Consider the following 22,405-nt stretch of genomic DNA (forward strand, 5'->3'; position numbering starts at 1 on the left):
CGCGCAGGGACGCCGCATGGCCAAGCTCTACTTCCGCTACGGAGCGATGAATTCCGGCAAGTCGACGGCACTGCTGCAGGCTGCATTCAACTACGAGGAGCGCGGTCAGCACGTTCTCCTGGCGAAGCCCGAGATCGACACGAAGGGCGCCGACCAGATCTCCAGCCGGCTCGGCGTCGAGCGTCAGGTGGACTTTCTCATCGGACCTGATGCAGACGTCCGCACGCTCGTCGCGGACCACGGCTCCCGCTACATCGGCGCCGTCGCCTGCCTTCTGATCGACGAGGCCCAGTTCCTCACGCCGGCACAAGTGGATGACCTGCTCCGGCTCACCGTGGAGGACGGCACCCCCGTGCTCGCCTACGGCATCCGCACCGACTTCCGCACGCACGCCTTTCCAGGGTCGGCGCGCCTGCTGGAGGTGGCGCACAGCCTCGAAGAACTGAAGACGATCTGTCGGTGCGGTCGCAAGGCGCTTTTCAACGCGCGACTCGTCGGCGGTCGCTTCGTCTTCGACGGGGATCAGGTCGCGATCGACGACCTCGATCACGCCCAGGTCACCTATGAGTCGCTGTGCGCGCAGGACTATCTGCTCGCCTCGGGAGGACGTCTCGGCGGACGCCTCAGCTGAGTGCTCGCTCGCCGCCGCGGGCGCGGCGGGGGAGCGGGATGAGCATCGACGTCTCCCTGCGGTACCTCGCGTACGCGGGGTACTTCGACGCCGAGATCGACTCGGTGAAGACGGTCGACCCGATGAAGAGCACTGTCAGGAGCACCGGGCCGACGATCGTGGGATTGACCGCGCCACCCCAGAACCCGGCCCCTGCGGAGACCGCGGCGCTCGCGCCGAGCGCGTAGAAAGCCCACCACTGGGCCTGCTCGAAGAAGAAGTTCGGATGCCGGGAGAACGCGAACAGCCCGGTCGTGAGGAAGCCCTCGGCCTCACCGCGCTTCTTGCGCTGGTGGAACTCCCATTGCTGCTGATCGGCGATCGTCTCGCCGAGCAGCAGCAGAGCGAACAGGAACGCGATGGCGGCATCCCAGCCGGTGATCGGCGCAGGGTGCTGCCATGCGACGAAGGCGGGCAGGGTGATGAGCACGAGGAGCGTCATCTGGTAGAGCACGATGAAGAGGAGGTTGAAGAGCTGGAACTGCCACGGCTTCATCCGTCCGCGCAGGATCGCCCAGCGATAGTCCTCGACACCGGAGTACCCGCCCTTGCGGGCGAAGTTGAACGTCAGACGCGCCCCCCATGCTGTCACGAGCACGGCCATGAGGATCAGTCGCGTCGCATCGTCGCCGTGCGTGAGGGCTGCGACGGCGAAGATCCACACGTAGACGACAGGCACGATCGACCAGAGACGATCGACCCATGAGGTGTCTTTCGTGACGAGCGAGGCGATCCAGCAGAACAGGGCGGATGCCGCCGCCGCAGCGACGACGATCGGGAGCGGATCCATGGGCTCAGCGTAGAGCCGTTTGCGTCGGCGCACGCGGCGTTCTGACTGTTGTATCGTTTCACTTCGTACTTGGCGGTCGGACCACACTGCTGTAGTGTGGTCGGACCATGGAAAGGGCGACGATGACCGATTCAGCTCCGGAGCGGACTGCGCCCGCACGCGCGTGGCGCGTCGTGCTCGACAAGATCGAGGGCGACCTGCTCGAGGGCAGGCTCGGCCCCGGCGACCGGCTGCAGCCCGAACGCGAGCTCGCCGCGACGCTCGGCGTCGGACGGTCGAGCGTGCGCGAGGCTCTTCGCGTCCTCGAGGTCATGGGACTCATCCGCACCGCGACGGGCTCCGGGCCCACGTCAGGGGCGATCGTGACCGCGACTCCGCAGGGCGGCCTCGCCCAGCTGCTGCGTCTCCAGGTCGCCGCGCAGGGCTTTCCCATCCCCGACGTCTACGAGACCCGTCTGTTGCTCGAGGAGTGGGCCGTGGCTCACCTCGCCGACCGCGCCGACGCTCCGCTCGACGACGCCCGCGCGACGCTCGCGGCGATGGAGGAGGCGGATCTGACGCTCGAGGACTTCCTCGCACTGGACTCGCAGTTCCACGTGCGCCTCGCCGAGGCGGCCGGCAACGTCGTCGTCTCGGCCACGATGGCGGGGCTGCGCGAGACGATCGAGAGCTATATCCGCGCCGGCGCGGCGCGCGTGCCCGACTGGAATGCCACGGCGACGCGGCTGCGACACGAGCATGGCGAGATCCTCGCGGCCATCGAGCGCGGCGACGCCGCCGATGCCCGCCGGCGCGTCCGTGCGCACATCACCGACTATTACGCCGACGCGGGGCTCCCGGCCCCGACTGGCGCGCACGACTCCACCGACCACTGAAAGGCCTGCGCATGGTTCAGCGCCAACTCCCCAAGATTCCCGAGCTGCTCGAGCTCATGCAGTTCAAGAAGCCCGAGCTCGACGGCACGAAACGCCGACTCGAGGGTGCCCTGACGATCGCCGACCTGCGCACCATCGCGAAGCGCCGCACCCCGAAGGCGGCCTTCGATTACACGGACGGCGCCGCCGAAGGCGAGCTCTCGCTCGCACGCGCGCGCCGCGCATTCGAAGACGTCGAATTCCACCCCGACATCCTCCGCCCCGCAGCGAACGTCGACTCGTCGGTCGACATCCTCGGCGGGCGCTCCGCGCTGCCCTTCGGCATCGCGCCCACGGGCTTCACGCGCCTCATGCAGACCGAAGGTGAGATCGCGGGCGCCAGCGCCGCGGGAGCCGCCGGCATCCCGTTCACGCTCTCGACCCTCGGCACGACCTCCATCGAGAACGTGCGCGCCGCGAACCCACACGGACGCAACTGGTTCCAGCTCTACGTGATGCGGGACCGGGAGATCTCCTACGGCCTCGTGGAGCGGGCGGCGAAGGCCGGATTCGACACGCTCATGTTCACGGTCGACACGCCCGTCGCGGGCGCGCGGCTGCGCGACAAGCGCAACGGTTTCTCGATCCCGCCGCAGCTCACCATCGGCACGATCGTGAACGCGATCCCCAGGCCCTGGTGGTGGATCGACTTCCTCACGACGCCGAAGCTCGAGTTCGCGTCGCTGACGACGACGGGCGGCACGGTGGGAGAGCTTCTGGATGCCGCGATGGACCCCACGATCAGCTACGAGGATCTCGAAATCATCCGCTCGCTCTGGCCGGGCAAGATCGTCATCAAGGGAGTGCAGAACGTCGCCGACTCGACGCGACTCGTCGATCTCGGAGTCGACGGCATCGTCCTCTCGAATCACGGCGGGCGTCAGCTCGACCGCGCGCCGATCCCGTTCCGGCTGCTGCCGCAGGTCGTCCGCGAGGTCGGAGCGGACGCGACCATCATGGTCGACACGGGCATCATGAACGGCGCCGACATCGTCGCGTCGATGGCGCTCGGCGCGAAGTTCACCCTCATCGGCCGCGCCTACCTGTACGGGCTCATGGCGGGTGGGCGTCGCGGCGTCGACCGCGCCATCGAGATCTTGCGGAGTGAGATCGAGCGCACGATGAAGCTGCTCGGCGTCGCGTCCATCGACGAGCTCGAGCCGCGCCACGTCACGCAGCTGCAGCGGCTCGTCCCTGTGCCCGGCTTCGGCGCGGCGGCGCGCGTCTGAAGCCGCCTCAGCGCGTCGGAAGGGTCGGCAGGAGCCGCTCGAGGAACTCCGCCGTGTCCTGCCATCCCTCGACCGCCTGGCATGCCACGCCCATGGCGAGCACGGGGTAGTCGTTGCCGTGCTCGTCGAGGCGGTCGCCGACGAAGAGCATGTCCTCCAGCGGGATGCCGGTGTGCGCCGCGAGCTCGCGCATCCCGTAGGCCTTGTCGATGCCGCGCTCGGTGATGTCGACGGAGGTGGACCCGCCCGAGCGGACTTCGAGGTCGGGCACGCGTGCGGCGACGGCGTCGCGGAGGGCGGCCTTCTTGGCGCCCGTGGGGTCCCACGCCGACTTGGCCTCGACGGGAGCCGTCTGACCGAGAGCGGAGAACGTGATCTGGGACCCGCGGTCCTCGAGGATGTCGCCCCACGTCTGCGCCTCCCAGAGACCCAGGCGACGCGCTTCCTCCTCGACGGCGGTCAGCGCGCGCTGCTTCTGGTCGTCGCTGAGCGTGCGGGCGTAGACCGTCTCGACGCCTTCGGTGCCGAGGCGGTAGTACTGCGTCCCGCAGGTGGGCAGCAGGTGCACGTAGGGGAGGATCGATCCGGCCGATGCCGGGAGGCGGTCGACGACCTGCGTCGTGAATTGCGCGAGTTGGCCGCCCGAGATGATCGCGACCTCGACGCGCTCGGCGAGCGCGACGAGCAGATCGCCGATGCGGGCATCGATGGCGCTCTTGGAGGGGGCGAGGGTGTCGTCGAGGTCGAAGGCGACCAGGCGCACGGTGCTCATGGGGAGATCGGCTCGCTCTCGTGACGGGGGTTCTGCGGGCAATTCTAGAGGTGGAACCGCGAAGGGCTCCGCCGGAGTGATCCTCCGGCGGAGCCCTTCTGCTGTCGGGGTGACAGGATTTGAACCTGCGGCCTCTTCGTCCCGAACGAAGCGCGCTACCAAGCTGCGCCACACCCCGTGGCAACCCTCCGAGTCTACAGGGTTCCGGCGCTCCTGCCGAATCGGCTCATGGCATCGCCCGGATCGTGAGGACGGAGGCCTCGGGCCGGCAGGCGAACCGCACCGGCGCGTAGATCGAGTGCCCGAGGCCGGCCGAGACGTTGAGCGGAACGGAGCGCGCGTCGTCCTCGGTCGGGCCGTGCGTCCAGGTGCTGAGCCCGCGCGCCTGATCGCGGGGGATGTCGCAGTTCGCGACGAGCGCGGAACGCGAGAAGGGGATGCGCACCTGCCCGCCGTGCGTGTGCCCGGCGAAGATGATGTCGGCCTCCAGGTCGGTGAATGCGTCGAGCACCCGCCGGTACGGCGCGTGCGTCACGCCGATCGTGAGGGCGGCGTCGTCCGAACGTCGGAACAGAGGACGTCGGCGCAGCGCGGCGACGGCGTCGGGGAGTGCCCCGAGATCGTCCCAGCCGCGGTGCGCGTCGCTCACGCCGAAGGCATCGAGGCGGATGCCCGCCGTTTCGATGACGGATGCCGCGTTGTTCAGATCGACCCAGCCGAGATCCTCACGGAAGTAGGCGTCCATCGCCGCCGTATCGAGGTCGACGCCGCGATGCGATCGCGGCGAGGGTCCTTGGAAGTAGCGCAGCGGATTGCGCGCGGAGGGACCTGTGACATCGTTGGAGCCGTGTACGAAGGCGCCCGGCACTCCGCGCAGAGGAGCGAACGCGGAGCAGATGCCGCGCAGGCCCTCCTCGTGCCCGAGGTTGTCGCCCGTGTTGATCACGAGGTCAGGCTGGACGCGGTCGGCGAGGTCGGCGATCCAGCGCTGCTTGCGGTGCTGCCACGGCGCCATGTGCGCGTCGGACAGGTGAAGGACGGTGAGCGAGGGCGAGCCCGGCGGCAGGAGCGCCAGCTCGTGCCGCCGCACCGTGAACAGGAACCGCTCGATACACGTTCCCCAGACGGCGGCGGAGAGACCCACCGCCCCCGCCGCCGAGACGGCGGCGAGGGCGGTGCGACCGGCGGAGCCCACTAACGCCCGCCGCAGGTCTTCGCCTGGTACTGCACCGTGATGGTGGCCGTGCGGCTGACGACTGTGCCCGCTGCGGGGTCGGTGCCGGTCACGGTGCCGTCTGCCGATGCATCGTCCTTCGCCGTGCACGACGTCGTCACCTGGCCGAAGCCCGCGGCGCGCAGTGCTGCGACGGCGGCATCCGGCTTTGCTGAGGTGACGGCGGGAACCGTGACGCCCTGACCGTTGCTGGGGCGGATCGTGACGGTCGTGCCACCCGCGACGCGGCCTGCGCCCGGGTCCTGCTGAACGATGGTGCCGGACGCCTCGACGCCGTCGACGGCGTCGCCGACCGTCACCGAGAAGCCCGCGGTCTCAAGCGTCTGCGTCGCCTGGTCGATCGTCATGCCGATGACGGACGGCAGGTCGGTCAGCTGGCGCTTCGTGAGGTTCGCATCGGGCGACGGGAAGTCGTCTCCGCCGTACTTCGCGTTCGCGGCACCCTGCATCTCGGGCCAGATCGAGTTGCGGATGCGGGAGAGGACGTATCCGTTCTCGTAGTAGTCGCTGAGCAGTGCATCGCCGATCACATTGCCGACCCAGACGACGGTCGCGACCTTCGTCGAGGAGCCGTCCATCCAGGTGTGCAGGTACTCGTGGATACCCGTCTTGCCGAACACCGGCACTCCGTCGCCGACCCGTGCACCCGAACCCGTGCCCGACATGACGCCCTCGAGCGTGTACGCGGCGGTCGAGGCGACGGCCTCGCTCATCACCCGGCTGCAGGTGGTCTGCGGTGTGATGTCCTCGCCCTTGGCGTTCAGGGCCTTGTCGATCGCCTTCGCGGGGCAGAGCATGCCGTTCGCGGCGATCGAGGCGTAGGCGCCGGCCATGTCGATCGGGGCGACGGCCTGGTCGCCGAGCACGTTGTAGCCGAAGTTCGTCGTGTCGAGCGGCGTGCCGTCGCCCGTCATGACGCCCATCTTCATCGCGACCTGATTCGTCGAGCAGACCGAGATCTTCTCCGCCATCGCGAGGAAGCCCGAGTTGAGCGAGTCGCGGGTGAAGTTGTAGACCGTTCCGCTGTAGCCGGGGTTCGCCTCGAAGTTGCCGATGCCGTTGCCGTTGTTGCTCGAGACGACATCCTGCGTCTGGCCGTCGCAGTTGATGACCTTCTTCGTGCCGACACGGCCGTTGAGAGTCTCGTTGACGGAGTGGCCCTGCTCCAGCCAGTTGACAAGGCTGAAGACCTTGTACGTCGACCCCGCGGAATGGCCACCACCGCCGTTCTGCAGGCGCACGTTGTAGTTGACCTGAGTTGTGGGGGCGTTCTGGTCCTCGGAGTTCTCGATCGAGTACGGGCGGTTCTGCACCATGGAGAGGATGCGACCGGTGCCGACCTCGACCTGGATGCCGGAGGCGCCGAGGTTCATGTAGTCCACGCGGGCCGGCACGATCGAGATCGCGTTGAGCCCGGCCTGCTGCAGGTCGGGGTCGAGGGTCGTGTAGATCTTCATGCCACCGCGGCGCAGGTTCGCGGCGCGCGCGTCGTCGTCCTCGCCGAAGGCGGGGTCAGTCAGGAGCACGGAGCGCACGTACTCGCAGAAGAACTCCGCGCCCGTGGCGGTCTGACAGCCCTGAGTCTGTTCGGAGATCACCGGTTCGATCGGGGAGTTGTAGGCCTCGTCGTACTCGGCCTGCGAGATCTTGCCGAGATCGAGCATGCGGCCGAGCACGTAGTTGCGTCGGTCGAGCGTCAGTTTGTAGCCGTCGGCCGCGCTGTTCTCGGGGTTGCCGGCGTCATCCTCGGTCGACCCGTCCGGGCGGTCGATGCGATAGGTGTTCGGCGCTTGCACCATGCCCGCGATCGTCGCGGCCTGCGCGATCGTGAGGTTCGCGGCATCCGTCGAGAAATAGTGCTTGGCGGCGGCGCCGATGCCGTACACCGTGCCACCGAAGTTCGTGATGTTCAGGTACCCGAGGAGGATCGTCTCCTTCGAGTACGCCTTCTCGAGCTGGATCGCGTACCGCATCTCCTGCAGCTTGCGCTGGTAGCCCTCGGAGCCGCTGTTCACGGTCGTCGACGTGAAGCAGGCCTCGACCTCGTCGTCGCTCTTCGCCTTCGATTCGCAGTTCTGCTGCAGCACGTTCTTCACGTACTGCTGAGTGATCGACGAACCGCCTCGGTTCGAGCCGTTGGAGGCGTTGCCCAGGAGCGCGCTCACGGTGCCGACGAGGTCGACGCCGCCGTGCGTGTAGAAATTCTTGTCCTCGCTGGAGGTGATCGCATCGAACATCACCGGGTTCACCTGGTCGAACGTGACCGGGATGCGGTTCTGGTCGTAGAACTGCGCCATGAGCATGTCGTTGCCCGCGCTGTCCTTGCGATAGATCTCGGTCGGCAGCATCAGCGGGTCGATCTCGAGGAAGCTCGGCATGTTCTCGAACGTGTCGAGTGCGCTCGAGGCCGCATAACCGGAGACGGCGATCGCCGGGGTGACAGTCGCCGCGACGAGGACACCGGCGATGGCGCTCAGGCCGACGAGGCCGGCGATACCGCCGAGCACGCCGGTGGCCGTGCGTTTGGGTTGAGGCATAGGCTTGATCGTAAGGGAGAACCCTGGGGGAAGCCTTGGTGGGCAGGGGCGCGCCCGCGATCTGCCCCGCCCGCAGGGCACCGACAGAATCCGCGACAGGAGAGTCCATGACCACGTGGGAATACCTCACGACGCCGCTGCTGATCCACAACACCGCCGCGATCCTCAACAACTGGGGCAAGCAGGGGTGGGAGCTCGTCCAGGTCGTGACCGGCCCCGAAGGTGGGCTGGTGGCGTACTTCAAGCGCCCCGCCGGCGTCGGCTCCGCGAACGCGGGCCTGGGCGCGGCCGCTGCGGCGGCCCAGCAATTCGAGGGCGAGGGTCAGGCGTGAGCGGTTCGGCGTCGACGCGGCTCGCTGCCCTCGGCATCCAGCTTCCGTCAGTCGTGCCCCCGGTGGCGGCCTACGTGCCCGCGAAGGCGCACGGCGACCTCGTGTACACGGCGGGTCAGCTCCCGATGATCGCCGGTGCATTGCCGGCGGTCGGCAAGGTCGGTGCGGAGGTGGATGCCGCCGCCGCCCAGTCCTACGCGCGCCAGTGCGCGCTCAACGCGATCGCCGCGGCCGCCGCCGCTGTCGGGGGTGTGGACCGTCTCACGGGTGTTCTGAAGGTGACCGGGTTCGTGGCATCCACCCCGGAGTTCACGGGTCAGCCGGGTGTCATCAACGGCGCGAGCGAGGTCCTCGGCGAGATCTTCGGTGACGCCGGTCGGCACGCCCGCTCGGCCGTGGGCGTTCCCGTGCTGCCGCTCGACGCACCCGTCGAGGTCGAGGTCGTCTTCACCTGGGAGTGACGACCCCGGCCTCATCGGGTCACGTCGTCCGGGTCACTTCACCTGGGCCGAGATGACACTCATGACGGCGGTGTCGGCGAGGGTGGTCGTGTCGCCGACCTCGCGGCCCTCGGCGACGTCGCGCAGGAGGCGCCGCATGATCTTCCCCGAGCGGGTCTTCGGCAGCTCACCCACGATGTAGACGTCGCGGGGTCGCGCGATCGGGCCGATCTGGTCGCCGACCCAGCGGCGCAGCGTGTCGGCGAGGCCCTCGGGGGAGTGCGCGTCGAGGTAGCTCTGCTTGATGATGACGAACGCGACGACCGCCTGGCCGGTGGTCTCGTCGGACGCGCCCACGACCGCCGCCTCGGCGACCGCCTCGTTGCCGACCAGAGCGGATTCGATCTCGGTCGTCGACAGGCGGTGGCCGGACACGTTCATGACGTCGTCGACACGACCGAGGAACCAGACATCGCCGTCCTCGTCGAGGCGTGCGCCGTCGCCGGCGAAGTAGTAGCCCTTGTCCTGGAACTTCTCCCAGTAGGTTTCGACGAACCGCTCCGGGTCGCCCCAGATCCCGCGCAGCATCGACGGCCAGGGTTTGGTGAGCACGAGAAGGCCGCCGTTGCCGTTGCCGACGTGGTTGCCGTCGTCATCGACGACGTCCACACCGACGCCCGGCAGCGGCACCTGCGCGCTGCCCGGCTTCGTCTCGGTGACGCCCGGCAGCGCCGAGATCATGATCGCCCCGGTCTCGGTCTGCCACCACGTGTCGACGATCGGGGCGGTATCCGCTCCGATGACCTCGCGGTACCACATCCACGCTTCGGGGTTGATGGGCTCGCCGACCGAGCCGAGCAGACGGATCGACGACAGGTCGAACTGCTGCGGGATCTGTCGACCGAGCTTCATGAAGGAGCGGATCGCGGTCGGCGCGGTGTAGAGGACCGTGACGCCGTACTTCTGCACGATCTCCCACCAGCGGCCGGGGTGCGGGGCATCCGGCGTGCCTTCGTAAAGCACCTGGGTCGCACCGTTGGCGAGGGGACCGTACGCGACGTAGGAGTGTCCGGTGATCCACCCGATGTCGGCGGTGCACCAGAACACGTCGGACTCGGGGTGGAGGTCGTGCACGACCTTGTTCGTGAAGGCCGCCTGGGTCAGGTAGCCGCCGGAGGTGTGCAGGATGCCCTTGGGCTTGCCGGTCGTTCCGGAGGTGTACAGGATGAACAGCGGGTTCTCGGCGGGGAACGGCTGCGCCTCGTGCTCGGCGGGAGCGGCCGGGACGGCGTCGTGCCACCAGATGTCGCGGCCCGCGGTCCAGCCCACTTCGTTCTGTGTGCGCCGCACGACGAGCACATGCTCGACGGATGCCTGCGGACCTGCTCCGCGGTCGGCGAGGGCCTGATCTACGGCCGGCTTCAGCGGCGAGACGCGACCCTTGCGATAGCCGCCGTCGGCGGTGATCACGATCTTCGCGCCGGCGTCGTCGATGCGTGTGCGCAGGCTGTCTGCCGAGAAGCCGCCGAAGATCACCGAGTGGATGGCGCCCAGGCGCGCGACGGCGAGCATCGCGGCGATCGCCTCGGGGATCATCGGCAGGTAGATCGCGACCCGATCGCCCGCCACGACACCGAGGCCCGCGAGCACGTTCGCGACGCGTTTGACCTCGTCGGTCAGCTCGGCGTAGGTCACGCGGCGCTCGTCGCCCGGCTCACCCTCCCAGAGGAGTGCGACGCGGTCGCCGTTGCCTGCCTCGACGTGCCGGTCGAGGCAGTTGTAGGCCACGTTGAGCTCGCCATCCGCGAACCACTGCGCGAACGGCGGGTTCGTCCAGTCGAGCACCTGCGTGAACGGCGTGTGCCAGTGGAGGGCCTTCGCCTGAGCGGCCCAGAAGCCCTCGCGGTCCGCATCGGCTTCGGCGTAGAGCTCGGCTGTGGCGATCGCGTTCGCGGCGAAGTCGGGCGAGGGCGAGAACCGGCGGTTCTCGGTCAGAAGATGGTCGATCTGACTGCTCATGGGCGCGCTCCTTTGCGGCGGAATCCTGAGACGGGCACGGGAGGCTTTCCCGAAGGATGCAGGAAATCTAGCCATCGGCCGCGGCCGTCACTACCTCCGATAGTAGGGAGGGCGTGCGAGAGCGACCTGTCCGCGCACCGTCCCCGCGCACCCAGACGGACAGACGCGCGCGAACAGATATATCGGTGCGCGCGCCCGTTTCGGGCGTAGGGGGTGCTCATCGCATCGTATGCTCGTTCGCGGCCGAACTCTTGATTCTGGCATCGCGACGCCGCGTCCCCCACTGCGGCGGTCGCTGAGACGGCATCCCATTTCCCCCGATGGGATGCCGTCTCCCTTTCTCCGCGGGCTCCCCTGGGCCGAGGCGTCATCGAGTTCTCCCCAGGCGCCCCGTTCCCCAATCTGTCCACCGATCCCGTGAACCGCGCGCTCGGACTCCCTCGCGGCCCCTACCGTCGGGGCATGTCCGATCCCTTCATCGTTCGCCGTCGCGTTCCCGAGGCCGTGCGTCGCCGCGACGCGACCGTCGTCCGCGCCGGCGGTGAGAGGGTCGGCCTTCCGTCGTCGGAGGGCACGGTGGATGCCGGGGCCGCGGCGTCCACCGTGTCGCGCGCGCGTCCGACCCGTCGTCGCCTCCCCGACCATCCAGCGCTCGCGCCGTTGCGGGACGTCTTGAGCGATCCCGACATCACCGATGTCTTCGTCAACGGCGAGGACGGGCTGTTCGTCGATCGCGGAGCGGGCGTCGAGCATGTGCCGCAGTGGCGTGCCGGTGCGGACGAGTTGCGTCAGCTCGCCGTCGCGCTGATCGGGATCGGGGGGCGCCACCTCGACGACGGCGCGCCTCTCGTCGACGTGCGCTGGGAGCACGGCACACGCGTCCACGCCGTACTGCCGCCGATCGCCTGCTCGGGCGCGGCGATCTCGATCCGACTGCCCTCGGCGGATGTGCCCGACCTCGACGAGCTCGGCCGACGCGGGATGTTCGACCGGGTGACCGGCGCGCGTTTGGAGGCCCTCGTCGCGGAGCGGGCGAATCTCCTCGTGACGGGTGCGACGGGTGCGGGAAAGACGACGCTCCTCGCCGCCCTCCTCGGGCGCGTGCCCGCCGGTGAGCGGATCGTCACGATCGAGGATGTCGCGGAGTTGCGTGTCGCGCACCCGCATCACGTGCGGCTGGAGGCGCGGCAGCCGAACCTCGAGGGCGCGGGGGCCGTGACTCTCGCGCGGCTCGTCCGCGAGGCTCTGCGGATGAGGCCCGACCGGCTCGTCGTCGGCGAGTGCCGCGGAGACGAAGTGCGCGAGCTGCTCATGGCGCTGAACACCGGGCACGCCGGCGGAGCCGGAACGGTGCACGCCGGCGGCATCCGGGAAGTGCCCGCTCGGCTCGAAGCGCTGGGTGCGCTCGCGGGTCTCGACGATCACGGTCTCGCCCGGCAGGTCGTGAGCGCCATCGGCGTCATCGTCCACGTCGAGCGGGGGAGCGACGGTGTGCGCCGGATCGTCGGCTTCGCTCGGCCCGTGCTGATCGATGGTCGACTCGGGGTGGAGGCGATGACATGAGAACGCACGTGACGGATACCCCGTCCGGCGCGGAGTCGGTGCAGCAATTGGCGGTGCTGCTCGAAGCGGGGATCGCACCGGTGCGAGCGTGGCAGCTGCTCGCCGAAGCGGGTGACCCCGTCGCAGCCGACGTCGCGTCGGCGCCGCCCGGGACGCGGATCAGCGAGGTACTCGATGCGCACGGGGAGACGTGGCGGCAGATCGCCATCGTGTGGTCCGTCGCCGAGACGGTCGGCGCGCCGCTCGCCTCCAGTCTGCGCCGCTTCGCCGGCGCTCTGACCGACGCTCAGGAGACCCGCGACGATGTCGGGGTCGCGCTCGCGGAACCCACCGCGACGGCACGGCTGGTCGGGTGGATGCCGCTCGTCGCGATCGCACTCGGACTTGTCCTGGGGTTCGATATGCTCTCGACGCTGACGCAGCCGGTCGGTGTGGCGAGTCTTGTCGTCGGTGTCGCCCTGATGCTCGTCGCGCGGCGCTGGACCGCACGCCTGGTCCGGGCGGCGCAGCCGCCGCCGGACCTTCCGGGGCTGCAGGCCGACGCCGTCGCGGTTGCGCTCTCGGCGGGAGTCTCGGTCGAGCGCGCGCTCGCGGTCGTCACCGCTGCGGGCGGCGGCGACCCGTCCAGCGAGACGACGTCTGTCCTCACTCTCGCCCAGCGGGCCGGAGCCCCCGCGGTCGAACTGCTCCGCGCGAGCGCGGCCGACGCGCGACGGCGGCGACGCACCGACGGGCGGTTGAAAGCCGCGCGACTCGGCTCGCGGCTCCTGCTGCCGATGGGGCTGTGCACCCTCCCCGCCTTCCTCCTTCTCGGCGTCGCCCCGATGCTTCTGTCGGTACTCGCCGGCTCCACCCCGATCCTCGCCGCACGATGAGCGGCGTATCCCGTGCCCGCCACCTCCACAACGAAGGAGCAACACATGTCCCTCATCCCCTTTCCCGTCCGCAGCCGGCACGACGGCAGACTCCCTCTCGCGACGCTGCCGCCGCTTCCGCGCCTGACGCAGCGCCGCGCCGCCGCCCTCTACGGTGACGAGACGGGAGCGGCGACGGCAGAGTACGTCGTGGCCACGATGGCCGCCGTCGCGTTCGCCGGACTGCTGGTCGTCATCATGCGTTCGGACGAAGTGCGCGGCATGCTGACCGACCTCGTGCGTCGGGCGCTCACCGTCGCATGAGTCTGCGCGCCCACCGGCGCCCGCGCGCGCCGGTGCCGAGGGACGAGCAGGGATCGGCGACGGCGGAGTTCGCCGTCGTTCTTCCCGCGGTGGTCCTCGTGATCGCCCTGACGATCGGCGGCCTCGCCGCCGCCGGTCGTCAGGTCCGGCTCGAGCACGGTGCGGCACAGGCTGTCCGACTCGCCGCGCGCGGCGAGTCGGACGCGCGCGTGGGCGCGATCGTCGCCACCATCGCTGGAGGGTCCGTCGATTCGGTGTCGCGCGACGGCGCACTCGTGTGCGTCGTCGCGTCCGCGCCCGCGGGCGTGCCCTTACCGCTGCCGGACCTCCGCGCCCGCGCATGCGCGCTCGGCGAGGCCGGCTGATGGCCGGGCTCGCCGCCGCGGTCGGGGTGCTCGCCGTCTCGGCGACGCTCGCGGTGGGGGTCGCCGCCGCATCGGCGGCGACCGTGCGTTCCGCGCACGCGGCGGGGGCAGCGGACGCCGCCGCGCTCGCGGCGGCGGACACGGCGAGCGGTGCTCTGATCGGAATCCCGTGCGACGCCGCCGCGCAGGTCGCCGACGCTGCCGGGGCAAGGCTCATCGCGTGCGACCTCGACGGGTTGGTCGCGTCGGTGCGAGTGGAGGTGGGGTCCGGCGCGTTCGCTGCGCACGCGCGAGCGCGCGCGGGCCCGCCGTCCTGGCCGGAGGGCGCGGGCGCGGCCGCAGGGCGGCCGTGAGCTCCTCTCAGCGTCCTCATGTCCGGCACATGTGTATGGTGTGCATCGAAGAAAGGACGCCCCGTGGCCCAGAGCAGTAAGGCACCCGACACGACGGCAACCGGCACCAAAGCGCCCCGCGCGAAGGCGGCGGCCCCCGCGGGCAAGAAGCTCGTGATCGTCGAGTCGCCGACGAAGATGAAGTCGATCCAGGGATACTTGGGCGACGGCTACGAGGTGCTGAGCTCGGTCGGGCACATCCGTGACCTCGCCGAGAAGAAGGACATCCCCGCAGAGCTCAAGAAGACCTCGGTCGGCAAGTACTCGATCGACATCGAGAACGGCTTCACCCCTCTTTATGTGGAGAGCGACCGCGGCAAGAAGACGGTGGCCGAACTCAAGCGGGCTCTGAAGGGTGCCGACGAGCTCCTCCTCGCAACCGATGAGGACCGCGAAGGGGAAGCCATCGCATGGCACCTGCTGGAGGCGCTGAAGCCGAAGGTCCCGGTGCGCCGCATGGTCTTCCACGAGATCACGAAGGACGCCATCCGCGCCGCCGTCGACAACACGCGCGAGCTCGATCTCGCTCTCGTCGACGCGCAGGAGACGCGCCGGATCCTCGACCGTCTGTACGGGTGGGACGTCTCCGACGTCACGCGCCGCAAGGTCGGCCAGGGGACGTCCGCCGGACGCGTACAGTCCGCCGCCACCCGCCTCGTCGTCGACCGCGAGCGTGAGCGCATCGCCTTCGTCTCGGCGGAGTACTGGGATGTCGAGGCGCTCGCCGCGCCCACCACAGACGCATCCGCCGGCTTCGCCACCCGCCTCGCCCGCCTCGACGGCGCGCCACTGGCCCGCGGCACCGACTTCGACGACGCTGGTCAGCTGAAGAAGGCCGTCGTCGTCCTCACCGAGTCGCAGGCTCGCGAGCTCGCCGTCGCCCTTGAGAAGGTCGGCGAGGTCGCGGTCACCGCGATCGAGGCGAAGCCGGGCACGCGCAGCCCCAAGGCGCCGTTCACGACCTCGACCCTTCAGCAGGAAGCCGGCCGCAAGCTCTCGATGAGTGCGAAGCACACCATGGGTGTCGCCCAGCGCCTGTACGAGAAGGGCTACATCACGTATATGCGCACCGACTCGACATCGCTGTCGACGCAGGCGATCGCCGCGGCTCGCGCGCAGGCGGTGTCGCTCTACGGCGACCGCGCCGTGCCCGCGAACCCGCGCAGCTACGCGAACAAGAGCAAGAACGCGCAGGAGGCGCACGAGGCGATCCGTCCGTCGGGTGATCACTTCCGCACGCCCGCGTCCGTGGCATCCGCGCTCGACCGAGACGAAAGCCGCCTGTACGACCTCATCTGGAAGCGCACCGTCGCGTCGCAGATGTCGGATGCCAAGTACGAGACCACGACCGTCACCCTCGAGGCCGATGCCGCGGGCCGTACCGCGTCGTTCACCGCGTCGGGCACCGTCTACACCTTCAAGGGATTCCTCGAAGCGTACGAAGAGGGGAGGGACGAGAAGCGCGGTGACGCCGACCGCGCCGACGACCAGTCTCTCCCGCAGCTCGCCGTCGGCGACGTGCTCGACCTCCGCGACATCGAACCGAAGGGTCACGCGACGAGCCCGAAGCCCCGCTACACCGAGGCGAGTCTCGTCAAGGCGCTCGAGGAGAAGGGCATCGGCCGCCCGTCCACGTTCGCGTCGATCATCGACGTGATCCTGAATCGCGGCTACGTGACCAAGCGCGGCCAGGCTCTCGTGCCGAGCTGGCTCGCGTTCAGCGTGGTGCGTCTGCTCGAGCAGCACTTCACCGAGCTCGTCGATTACGACTTCACCGCCGCTCTCGAAGACGACCTCGATGCGATCGCCCGCGGCGAGCAGCAGCGGGTCGAGTGGCTGAAGGAGTTCTACTTCGGATCCGATGCCCATGTGGGCCTGCGAAACATCCTCGACAACCTCGGCGAGATCGATGCGCGCGAGATCAACGCGACGCGCATCGGCGAGGTCGCGACACTGCGCTTCGGAAGGTACGGCCCGTACCTCGACGTGCCGACGGGCGAGGGGACGTCGCGGATCGTCAACATCCCGGAGGACCTCGCTCCCGACGAGCTGACGCCCGAGAAGGCGCGTGAGCTCATCGACGCGCCGATCGCGGGCGACCGCGTGCTCGGCCAGAACCCGGAGACGGGGCGCGACATCGTCGTGAAGGACGGTCGATTCGGGCCGTACCTCGAAGAGGTGATCCCTGCCGAGCCGGAGCCCGAAGCCGCACCCGAGGCATCCGAGGGCACCCCGAAGAAGCGGACGGCGAAGAAGAAGGTCGAGGCGCCGAAGCCGCGCCGGGCGTCCCTGTTCAAGAGCATGTCGCCCGAGACCATCGACCTCGATACGGCTGTCAAGCTGTTCTCGCTGCCGCGTACAGTGGGCGTCGACCCCGAGACGGAAGCCCCGATCACCGCGCAGAACGGGCCCTACGGGCCGTACTTGAAGAAGGGCACCGACTCGCGGTCGCTGCAGAGCGAGGAACAGATCTTCGACATCACGCTCGAACAGGCGCTCGAGATCTACGCGCAGCCGAAGTACGCGAACCGCGCGGCGACTTCGCTCAAGGAGTTCGAGGCCGATCCCGTGAGCGGCAAGCCCATTCGCATCAAGGACGGCCGCTTCGGCGCGTACGTCACCGACGGCACCACGAACGTCACGATCCCCAAGGGGCAGACGCCCGACGACATCACGTTCGAGGTGGCGGTGCAGATGCTCGCCGACAAGCGCGCGAAGGGTCCGGCGCCGAAGCGCACGACGCGTCGCACGGCGACGACGCGCAAGCCCGCCGCCAAGAAGAAGTGATGGCCGCAGGCGGGCTCTGGATCACGTTCGAGGGCGGCGACGGCGCGGGAAAGACGACGCAGGCGTCGCTCCTCGAGCGGTGGCTGCGCGACGAAGGGCGCACGGTCGTGCGCACGCGCGAACCGGGCGGCACCGAGGTCGGGGTCCTCATCCGCGACATCGTCCTGCACCACCGGGGGGATGTCGCGCCGCGTGCGGAGGCCCTGCTCTACGCCGCTGACCGCGCGCATCACGTCGCGACGCTCGTCCGCCCCGCGCTCGCGCGCGGCGAGATCGTCATCCAGGACCGCTACCTCGACTCCTCCGTCGCCTACCAAGGGGCGGGGCGTGTGCTGGATGCCGCGCAGATCCGCGACCTGTCGCTGTGGGCTACGGAGGACGCGCTCCCCGATCTCACGGTGCTGCTGGACCTCGACCCGGCATCCGCCCGCGCCCGCCTCGATGCCGACGACAAGCCGTTCGACCGCCTCGAGTCCGAGCAGGCCGACTTCCACGCACGCGTACGGAAGGCGTTCCTGGAACTCGCCGCCGCCGAGCCGGAGCGTTTCCTCGTGCTCGACGCGACGCTCCCCGCGGACGACCTCGCCGCCGCCGTGCGCGCCCGCGTTGCCGCTCTGCTGAGCTGACCTCGGCATCCGCGGGGAGAACCCCTCTCACCCGGCGCGGCGGCGTCGGAGGGACGACGTAGGCTGGTGCGCATGACCAGCGCCGCGCCGACCGCCCTTCCGTGGGGAGATGTCTGGGGCCAGGACGAGGCGCTCGCGCAGCTGCAGGCGGCGGCATCCGACCCGGCGCAGCTCGCGCACGCCTGGCTCATCACGGGTCCGGCAGGATCTGGGCGGTCGACGCTCGCGGCCGCGTTCGCCGCGGCGCTCATCGCGGAGCCAGGCGATGACACCGCGATGCGGCAGGTGCTCGCCGGCACCCACCCCGATCTCACGGCACTGCGCACCGAGGGCGTCATCATCTCGATCAAAGACGCCCGTGCCCTCGTTGAGCGCTCCTATTTCTCGCCGTCGCTCGGGCGCTACCGCGTCATGGTGATGGAGGATGCCGATCGCATGGTCGAGCGCACGTCGAACGTACTGCTCAAAGCGCTCGAGGAGCCTCCCGAGCGCACCGTGTGGATCCTGTGCGCGCCGAGCGAAGCCGACCTGCTGCCGACGATCCGCTCGCGCGTGCGCACGCTGCGGCTGCGTGAGCCCGACGTCGCCGACGTCGCGAGGCTCATCTCGGCGCGCACGGGCGTGGACGGCGCACTCGCAGAGCAGTCGGCGCGTCTCGCGCAGCGTCACATCGGCATGGCGGTCCGCCTCGCGACGGATGCCGAGGCGCGCGCCCGTCGCGACGAGACGCTCCGCGCCGTTCTCGCGGTGCGGGGCGTCGGCACCGCCGTCGAGACCGCTGCGCGCATCGTGCAGCTCGCGACCGACGACGCGAAGGCCCTGACCGCGGAGCGCGACGAATCGGAGCGCGACGCTCTGTTGCGCACGCTCGGCATCGCGCCCGGCGCTGCGGTGCCGCCGGCCGTGCGCGGCCAGCTGAACGCCCTCGAGGACGACCAGAAGCGTCGCGCGACGCGAAGTCTGCGCGACGGCATCGACCGCGTCCTCACCGACCTCGAGTCGATGTTCCGCGACACCCTCATGCTGCAGTTCGGGCAGTCCTCCGACCTCATCAACCGCGAGCTCGCGGACGACATCGCGGCGCTCGCCGCCGCGTGGACCCCCGAGCGCACTCTCACCGTTCTCGATCAGATCTCGGCGACCCGCACGAATCTCGAAGGCAATGCCGCCCCGGCGCTCGCCCTCGAGAGCATGCTCATCACGGTCGCCAGCGGAAGGACCCCGTGAACCGTCTCCGTCGTGCCCTCACCGTCGTCGCCGGCCTCGCCGTCGCTGCGACGGTGCTCTCCGGATGCCTCTACGCCGCCATCCCGCCCGAGACGGTCTCGAGCCCGGCGCCGAGTCGCGAGCCGGTGACCGACGGTGCCCCCGCCGGGTTCGAGGACTTCTACGCGCAGCGTCTCGACTGGACGGCGTGCACGGGGTCGGATGCCGGCTCTTACGATTGCACGACCGTCACGGCGCCTCTCGACTGGAGCGACCCCGACGCCGGCACGGTCGACCTCGCGGTCATCCGCCGCGCGGCGACGGACGGTGAGGCGATCGGGTCGCTGCTGACCAATCCCGGCGGACCCGGGGCGAGCGGGTACGACCTCATCGCCGACTCGGCGTCGTTCGCCGTCGGGACGGCGCTCCTCGACGCGTACGACGTCATCGGGTTCGATCCGCGCGGCGTCGGCCGTTCGACGGCCGTGACCTGTCTCGACGGCGATGCGATGGACGCCTATCTGTACGACATCCCCGCCGACCCGCGGGGGAGTGACGGATGGCGCGCCGAGCTGACCGCGCGCAACGAGGAATTCGTGTCGGCGTGCGAGGCGAACTCCGGCGGCATCCTGCCCTATGTCACGACCGACAACGCCGCGCGCGACATGGATCTTCTCCGCGCCGTGTTGGGCGATGCGAAGCTCAACTACCTCGGCTACTCGTACGGCACATTCCTCGGTGCGACGTACGCCAAGCTCTTCCCGGAGCGCGTCGGGCGCCTCGTCCTCGATGGTGCGATCGACCCGTCCGTGTCGGGGCTCGATGTCGGCACGACGCAGGCGGTCGGGTTCGAATCGGCGCTGCGTGCCTACATGGCCGACTGTCTGACGACGAACGGCTGTCCCTTCACCGGCTCGGTCGACGACGGCATGGCCGACCTCGCCACTCTCCTCGCGAGCGTCGACGCGTCCCCGTTGAAGGCTTCCGACGGGCGGATGCTCGGCGCCGACTCGCTCATGACGGCGATCATCGCGGCTCTGTACTCGGAGGACAGCTGGAACTATCTCACGACGGCGCTGTCGAATGCGCTCTCCGGTGACGCCGACATGGCCTTCATGCTGGCCGACTTCTACAACGGCCGCATCGGAGTCGGCAGCTACCAGGACAATTCGACCGAGGCGTTCCGTGCGTACAACTGCATGGACTACCCGCTCGACACGACGCAGGCGGACAAGGATGCCGCCGACGCGCTCATCCAGCAGAAGGCGCCGACGATCGCGCCCTACTGGGACGGCGTGGATGTCTGCGAAAGCTGGCCGTACCCGCCGACGGGCGTGCGCGAGCGCATCACCGCCGACGGTGCGGCGCCGATCGTCGTCGTCGGCACGACGAACGACCCTGCGACCCCGTACGCGTGGTCGCAGTCGCTCGCAGAGCAGCTCTCCTCCGGCGTCCTCATCACTCGCGAGGGTGAGGGTCACACGGGCTACAACAAGGGCAACGCGTGCGTCGACGACGCCGTCGAGGCGTACTTCCTCGACGGAACCGTGCCGCAGGACGGCCTCACCTGCTCGTCCTGATCAGCGCCTCAGGATCCGTCGCGCGAGCGTGTTCCCGACGAGCTGCACGATCTGCACGATGACGACGATCACGAGGACGGCCGCCCAGGTCACCCACGGGTTGAACTGCTTGAACCCGTAGTTGATCGCGAACTGCCCGAGGCCACCGGCGGCGACCGCTCCGGCCATCGCGGTCATGTCCACGAGCGCCACCACGACGAACGTGTAGCCGAGCACGAGCGGCCCCAGCGACTCGCGGGGGACCAGGCGGAACAGGATCCGCGACCGGCTCGCTCCCGCCGCTCGCGCCGCTTCGATGACGCCGGGACGCACTGTCAGCAGGTTCTGCTCGACGATCCGGCTGATGGCGAACAGCGAGGCGATCGTGATCGCGAAGATCGCGAACGGCACGCCGATCCCCGGCAGGCCGAGACCGCGCGCGAGGGGCTGTACGGCCGCGAGCAGGATGATGAACGGGATCGGCCGGAAGGTGTTCACGACGACGTTCAGGATGCCGAACACGACGCGGTTCGGGAACAGACTTCCCGCACGCGTCGCGTAGAGCGCCATGCCCAGCACGAGGCCGGCGAACCCGCCGAGGATGAGCCCGGCCGTCGAGACGTAGAGGGTCTCGAGCGTGGCCTCCCACAGTTCGGGCAGGAGGTCGATGAGCCTATCCACGGGAGTCCTCCTCGGCGGGGCTGTTCTCGGTCAGCGCGGCGAAGGCCCCGGCCGCCGCAAGAGCGCGATCCACGGCATCCGTCTCGCCCGTCACCGCCAGCGTGAGGTGCCCGAAGACGCGCCCGCCGATGTCGTTGATGCCGCCGTGAACGACTTCGAACCGCACGCCGTGCGCGGCGAGGGCGGCGAAGACGTCGGCCTGTGCCGCGGCGCCCTCGCGGACGTCGAGGGTGACGATGCGCCCGGGGTGGCGTGCGCGCAGGGTCGCGAGGTCATCGCCGGTCGGGACGTCTTCGATGATGCTCGCGACGAACCGCGCCGTGGCGGCGTGGCGCGGGGCGGAGAGGACGTCGAAGACGGGGCCCTGCTCGATGATGCGTCCGTGCTCCATGACGACGACGCGGTCGGCGAGGGTGCGGATGACGTCCATCTCGTGGGTGATCACGAGGATCGTCACGCCGAGTTCTTCGTTGACGCGCTTCAGGAGACCGAGGACCTCTGCCGTCGTGTCGGGGTCGAGGGCGCTCGTGGCTTCGTCGGCGAGGAGGATGCGCGGGCTCGTGGCGAGTGCGCGGGCGATGCCGACGCGTTGCTTCTGTCCCCCGGAGAGTTGCTCCGGATAGTTCCGTGCCTTGTCGGCGAGACCGACGAAGTCGAGGAGTTCGGCGACGCGCGCGCGGATCTCCGCTTTGGGGCGGCCCGCGATCTCGAGCGGGTAGGCGACGTTGCCGGCGACCGTGCGCGAATCGAAGAGATTGAACTGCTGGAAGATCATGCCGATGTCGCCGCGAAGACGCCGGAGGTCGCGTTCGCCGAGGCGTGTGATGTCGATGCCGTCGATCTCGACGACGCCGGTCGTCGGCGTTTCGAGCGCGTTCACCAGGCGCAGCACGGTCGACTTGCCCGCGCCCGAATAGCCGATGATGCCGCAGATCTCGCCCGCGGCGATCTCGAGCGTGACGTCGTCGACCGCGGTGACAGGCGCCGCGTCGCGGGCGGCGGCGGCGAAAGACTTCGTCACGCCGCCCAAGCGGATGAGTGTCATGGATGCCTCCTGGCACAGAACATGCGTGTGCGGCCCGCTCCTGGGAGCGGGCCGCACACGCATCGG

General features: G+C 69.6%; 21 protein-coding genes and 1 tRNA gene. 14 read left to right on the forward strand and 8 right to left on the reverse strand.

The window, feature by feature from the left end; all coding sequences use genetic code 11:
- The first annotated feature begins 16 nt into the window (after window positions 1–16).
- Window positions 17–631, forward strand: a complete 615-nt coding sequence (locus WFI52_RS01565) for a thymidine kinase (RefSeq protein ID WP_336625335.1) — start codon at window positions 17–19, stop codon at window positions 629–631.
- Here WFI52_RS01565 and WFI52_RS01570 read toward each other — a convergent pair.
- Window positions 624–1,460, reverse strand: a complete 837-nt coding sequence (locus WFI52_RS01570; protein ID WP_336625334.1) for a DUF1295 domain-containing protein — start codon at window positions 1,458–1,460, stop codon at window positions 624–626. The two genes, WFI52_RS01565 and WFI52_RS01570, sit on opposite strands and share 8 nt — an antisense overlap.
- Window positions 1,461–1,582: 122 nt before the next feature.
- Here WFI52_RS01570 and WFI52_RS01575 point away from each other — a divergent pair, with 122 nt between their 5' ends.
- The gene (locus WFI52_RS01575) at window positions 1,583–2,335 is read left to right on the forward strand and encodes a FadR/GntR family transcriptional regulator (RefSeq protein ID WP_336625333.1); all 753 of its coding nucleotides are present in this window, start codon (window positions 1,583–1,585) and stop codon (window positions 2,333–2,335) included.
- An 11-nt stretch (window positions 2,336–2,346) separates the two neighbouring features.
- Window positions 2,347–3,603: an alpha-hydroxy acid oxidase gene (locus WFI52_RS01580; RefSeq protein WP_336625332.1), complete on the forward strand. Its 1,257-nt coding sequence runs from the start codon at window positions 2,347–2,349 to the stop codon at window positions 3,601–3,603.
- Between the two features lie 7 nt (window positions 3,604–3,610).
- Here the strand turns inward: WFI52_RS01580 and WFI52_RS01585 are convergent, their stop codons facing one another.
- The 4 genes from WFI52_RS01585 to WFI52_RS01600 all read right to left on the reverse strand — a co-directional run bounded on the left by WFI52_RS01585 (window position 3,611) and on the right by WFI52_RS01600 (window position 8,146).
- Window positions 3,611–4,375, reverse strand: a complete 765-nt coding sequence (locus WFI52_RS01585; RefSeq protein ID WP_336625331.1) for an HAD-IIB family hydrolase — start codon at window positions 4,373–4,375, stop codon at window positions 3,611–3,613.
- Between the two features lie 104 nt (window positions 4,376–4,479).
- Window positions 4,480–4,553: transfer RNA gene (locus tag WFI52_RS01590), tRNA-Pro, on the reverse strand.
- A 48-nt stretch (window positions 4,554–4,601) separates the two neighbouring features.
- Complete coding sequence (locus tag WFI52_RS01595) at window positions 4,602–5,570, reverse strand: metallophosphoesterase (protein WP_336625330.1); 969 nt, start codon at window positions 5,568–5,570, stop codon at window positions 4,602–4,604.
- On the reverse strand, window positions 5,570–8,146 hold the full coding sequence (locus WFI52_RS01600) for a transglycosylase domain-containing protein (RefSeq protein ID WP_336625329.1): 2,577 nt from the start codon (window positions 8,144–8,146) through the stop codon (window positions 5,570–5,572). Before WFI52_RS01600 ends, WFI52_RS01595 begins: the two co-directional genes overlap by 1 nt.
- Window positions 8,147–8,253: 107 nt before the next feature.
- Here WFI52_RS01600 and WFI52_RS01605 point away from each other — a divergent pair, with 107 nt between their 5' ends.
- A complete protein-coding gene (locus WFI52_RS01605) occupies window positions 8,254–8,478 on the forward strand; it encodes a hypothetical protein (RefSeq protein ID WP_336625328.1) in 225 nt (74 codons plus the stop codon).
- On the forward strand, window positions 8,475–8,939 hold the full coding sequence (locus WFI52_RS01610; RefSeq protein ID WP_336625327.1) for a RidA family protein: 465 nt from the start codon (window positions 8,475–8,477) through the stop codon (window positions 8,937–8,939). Before WFI52_RS01605 ends, WFI52_RS01610 begins: the two co-directional genes overlap by 4 nt.
- A 33-nt stretch (window positions 8,940–8,972) precedes the next feature.
- Here the strand turns inward: WFI52_RS01610 and acs are convergent, their stop codons facing one another.
- On the reverse strand, window positions 8,973–10,937 hold the full coding sequence (acs, locus tag WFI52_RS01615; protein WP_336625326.1) for an acetate--CoA ligase: 1,965 nt from the start codon (window positions 10,935–10,937) through the stop codon (window positions 8,973–8,975).
- A gap of 462 nt (window positions 10,938–11,399) precedes the next feature.
- On the opposite strand from acs, the gene WFI52_RS01620 reads away from it, so the two are divergent.
- The 9 genes from WFI52_RS01620 to WFI52_RS01660 all read left to right on the forward strand — a co-directional run bounded on the left by WFI52_RS01620 (window position 11,400) and on the right by WFI52_RS01660 (window position 20,634).
- Window positions 11,400–12,500, forward strand: coding sequence for a TadA family conjugal transfer-associated ATPase (locus WFI52_RS01620; RefSeq protein WP_336625325.1), 1,101 nt, complete (start codon window positions 11,400–11,402; stop codon window positions 12,498–12,500).
- Entirely contained in the window at window positions 12,497–13,375 is an 879-nt protein-coding gene (locus WFI52_RS01625) for a type II secretion system F family protein (RefSeq protein WP_336625324.1), read from the forward strand. The genes WFI52_RS01620 and WFI52_RS01625 overlap by 4 nt, the downstream gene beginning before the upstream one ends.
- Before the next feature lie 105 nt (window positions 13,376–13,480).
- The gene (locus WFI52_RS01630; protein WP_336625644.1) at window positions 13,481–13,678 is read left to right on the forward strand and encodes a DUF4244 domain-containing protein; all 198 of its coding nucleotides are present in this window, start codon (window positions 13,481–13,483) and stop codon (window positions 13,676–13,678) included.
- Window positions 13,675–14,043, forward strand: a complete 369-nt coding sequence (locus tag WFI52_RS01635; RefSeq protein ID WP_336625323.1) for a TadE family type IV pilus minor pilin — start codon at window positions 13,675–13,677, stop codon at window positions 14,041–14,043. The genes WFI52_RS01630 and WFI52_RS01635 overlap by 4 nt, the downstream gene beginning before the upstream one ends.
- The gene (locus tag WFI52_RS01640; protein ID WP_336625322.1) at window positions 14,043–14,396 is read left to right on the forward strand and encodes a helicase; all 354 of its coding nucleotides are present in this window, start codon (window positions 14,043–14,045) and stop codon (window positions 14,394–14,396) included. The genes WFI52_RS01635 and WFI52_RS01640 overlap by 1 nt, the downstream gene beginning before the upstream one ends.
- Window positions 14,397–14,573: 177 nt before the next feature.
- Window positions 14,574–17,222: a type I DNA topoisomerase gene (gene topA / locus WFI52_RS01645; RefSeq protein ID WP_442927676.1), complete on the forward strand. Its 2,649-nt coding sequence runs from the start codon at window positions 14,574–14,576 to the stop codon at window positions 17,220–17,222.
- Complete coding sequence (tmk, locus tag WFI52_RS01650; RefSeq protein ID WP_336625321.1) at window positions 17,222–17,848, forward strand: dTMP kinase; 627 nt, start codon at window positions 17,222–17,224, stop codon at window positions 17,846–17,848. The genes topA and tmk overlap by 1 nt, the downstream gene beginning before the upstream one ends.
- 72 nt (window positions 17,849–17,920) lie before the next feature.
- Window positions 17,921–19,075 carry a DNA polymerase III subunit delta' gene (locus WFI52_RS01655; protein ID WP_336625320.1) on the forward strand — a complete coding sequence of 385 codons (1,155 nt, stop codon included), beginning with the start codon at window positions 17,921–17,923 and terminating at the stop codon, window positions 19,073–19,075.
- Window positions 19,072–20,634: an alpha/beta hydrolase gene (locus WFI52_RS01660; protein ID WP_336625319.1), complete on the forward strand. Its 1,563-nt coding sequence runs from the start codon at window positions 19,072–19,074 to the stop codon at window positions 20,632–20,634. The genes WFI52_RS01655 and WFI52_RS01660 overlap by 4 nt, the downstream gene beginning before the upstream one ends.
- On the opposite strand, the gene WFI52_RS01665 is transcribed toward WFI52_RS01660, so the two are convergent.
- Complete coding sequence (locus WFI52_RS01665) at window positions 20,635–21,294, reverse strand: methionine ABC transporter permease (protein WP_336625318.1); 660 nt, start codon at window positions 21,292–21,294, stop codon at window positions 20,635–20,637. It lies immediately after the preceding gene.
- Complete coding sequence (locus tag WFI52_RS01670) at window positions 21,287–22,339, reverse strand: methionine ABC transporter ATP-binding protein (RefSeq protein ID WP_336625317.1); 1,053 nt, start codon at window positions 22,337–22,339, stop codon at window positions 21,287–21,289. Before WFI52_RS01670 ends, WFI52_RS01665 begins: the two co-directional genes overlap by 8 nt.
- Between the last annotated feature and the right edge of the window lie 66 nt (window positions 22,340–22,405).

Origin of the sequence: Microbacterium sp. MMO-20 (assembly GCF_037147735.1) — a bacterium.
GTDB lineage: Bacteria > Actinomycetota > Actinomycetes > Actinomycetales > Microbacteriaceae > Microbacterium.

Coding starts and splice junctions, on each gene's coding strand:
- WFI52_RS01585 (WP_336625331.1), bottom strand. CDS start 4,375: ATGAGCACCGTGCGCCTGGTCGCCTTCGACCTCGACGACACCCTCGCC.
- WFI52_RS01625 (WP_336625324.1), top strand. CDS start 12,497: ATGAGAACGCACGTGACGGATACCCCGTCCGGCGCGGAGTCGGTGCAG.
- WFI52_RS01570 (WP_336625334.1), bottom strand. CDS start 1,460: ATGGATCCGCTCCCGATCGTCGTCGCTGCGGCGGCGGCATCCGCCCTG.
- WFI52_RS01575 (WP_336625333.1), top strand. CDS start 1,583: ATGACCGATTCAGCTCCGGAGCGGACTGCGCCCGCACGCGCGTGGCGC.
- WFI52_RS01670 (WP_336625317.1), bottom strand. CDS start 22,339: ATGACACTCATCCGCTTGGGCGGCGTGACGAAGTCTTTCGCCGCCGCC.
- WFI52_RS01605 (WP_336625328.1), top strand. CDS start 8,254: ATGACCACGTGGGAATACCTCACGACGCCGCTGCTGATCCACAACACC.
- tmk (WP_336625321.1), top strand. CDS start 17,222: ATGGCCGCAGGCGGGCTCTGGATCACGTTCGAGGGCGGCGACGGCGCG.
- WFI52_RS01640 (WP_336625322.1), top strand. CDS start 14,043: ATGGCCGGGCTCGCCGCCGCGGTCGGGGTGCTCGCCGTCTCGGCGACG.
- acs (WP_336625326.1), bottom strand. CDS start 10,937: ATGAGCAGTCAGATCGACCATCTTCTGACCGAGAACCGCCGGTTCTCG.
- WFI52_RS01620 (WP_336625325.1), top strand. CDS start 11,400: ATGTCCGATCCCTTCATCGTTCGCCGTCGCGTTCCCGAGGCCGTGCGT.
- WFI52_RS01635 (WP_336625323.1), top strand. CDS start 13,675: ATGAGTCTGCGCGCCCACCGGCGCCCGCGCGCGCCGGTGCCGAGGGAC.
- WFI52_RS01655 (WP_336625320.1), top strand. CDS start 17,921: ATGACCAGCGCCGCGCCGACCGCCCTTCCGTGGGGAGATGTCTGGGGC.
- WFI52_RS01600 (WP_336625329.1), bottom strand. CDS start 8,146: ATGCCTCAACCCAAACGCACGGCCACCGGCGTGCTCGGCGGTATCGCC.
- WFI52_RS01580 (WP_336625332.1), top strand. CDS start 2,347: ATGGTTCAGCGCCAACTCCCCAAGATTCCCGAGCTGCTCGAGCTCATG.
- topA (WP_442927676.1), top strand. CDS start 14,574: ATGAAGTCGATCCAGGGATACTTGGGCGACGGCTACGAGGTGCTGAGC.
- WFI52_RS01565 (WP_336625335.1), top strand. CDS start 17: ATGGCCAAGCTCTACTTCCGCTACGGAGCGATGAATTCCGGCAAGTCG.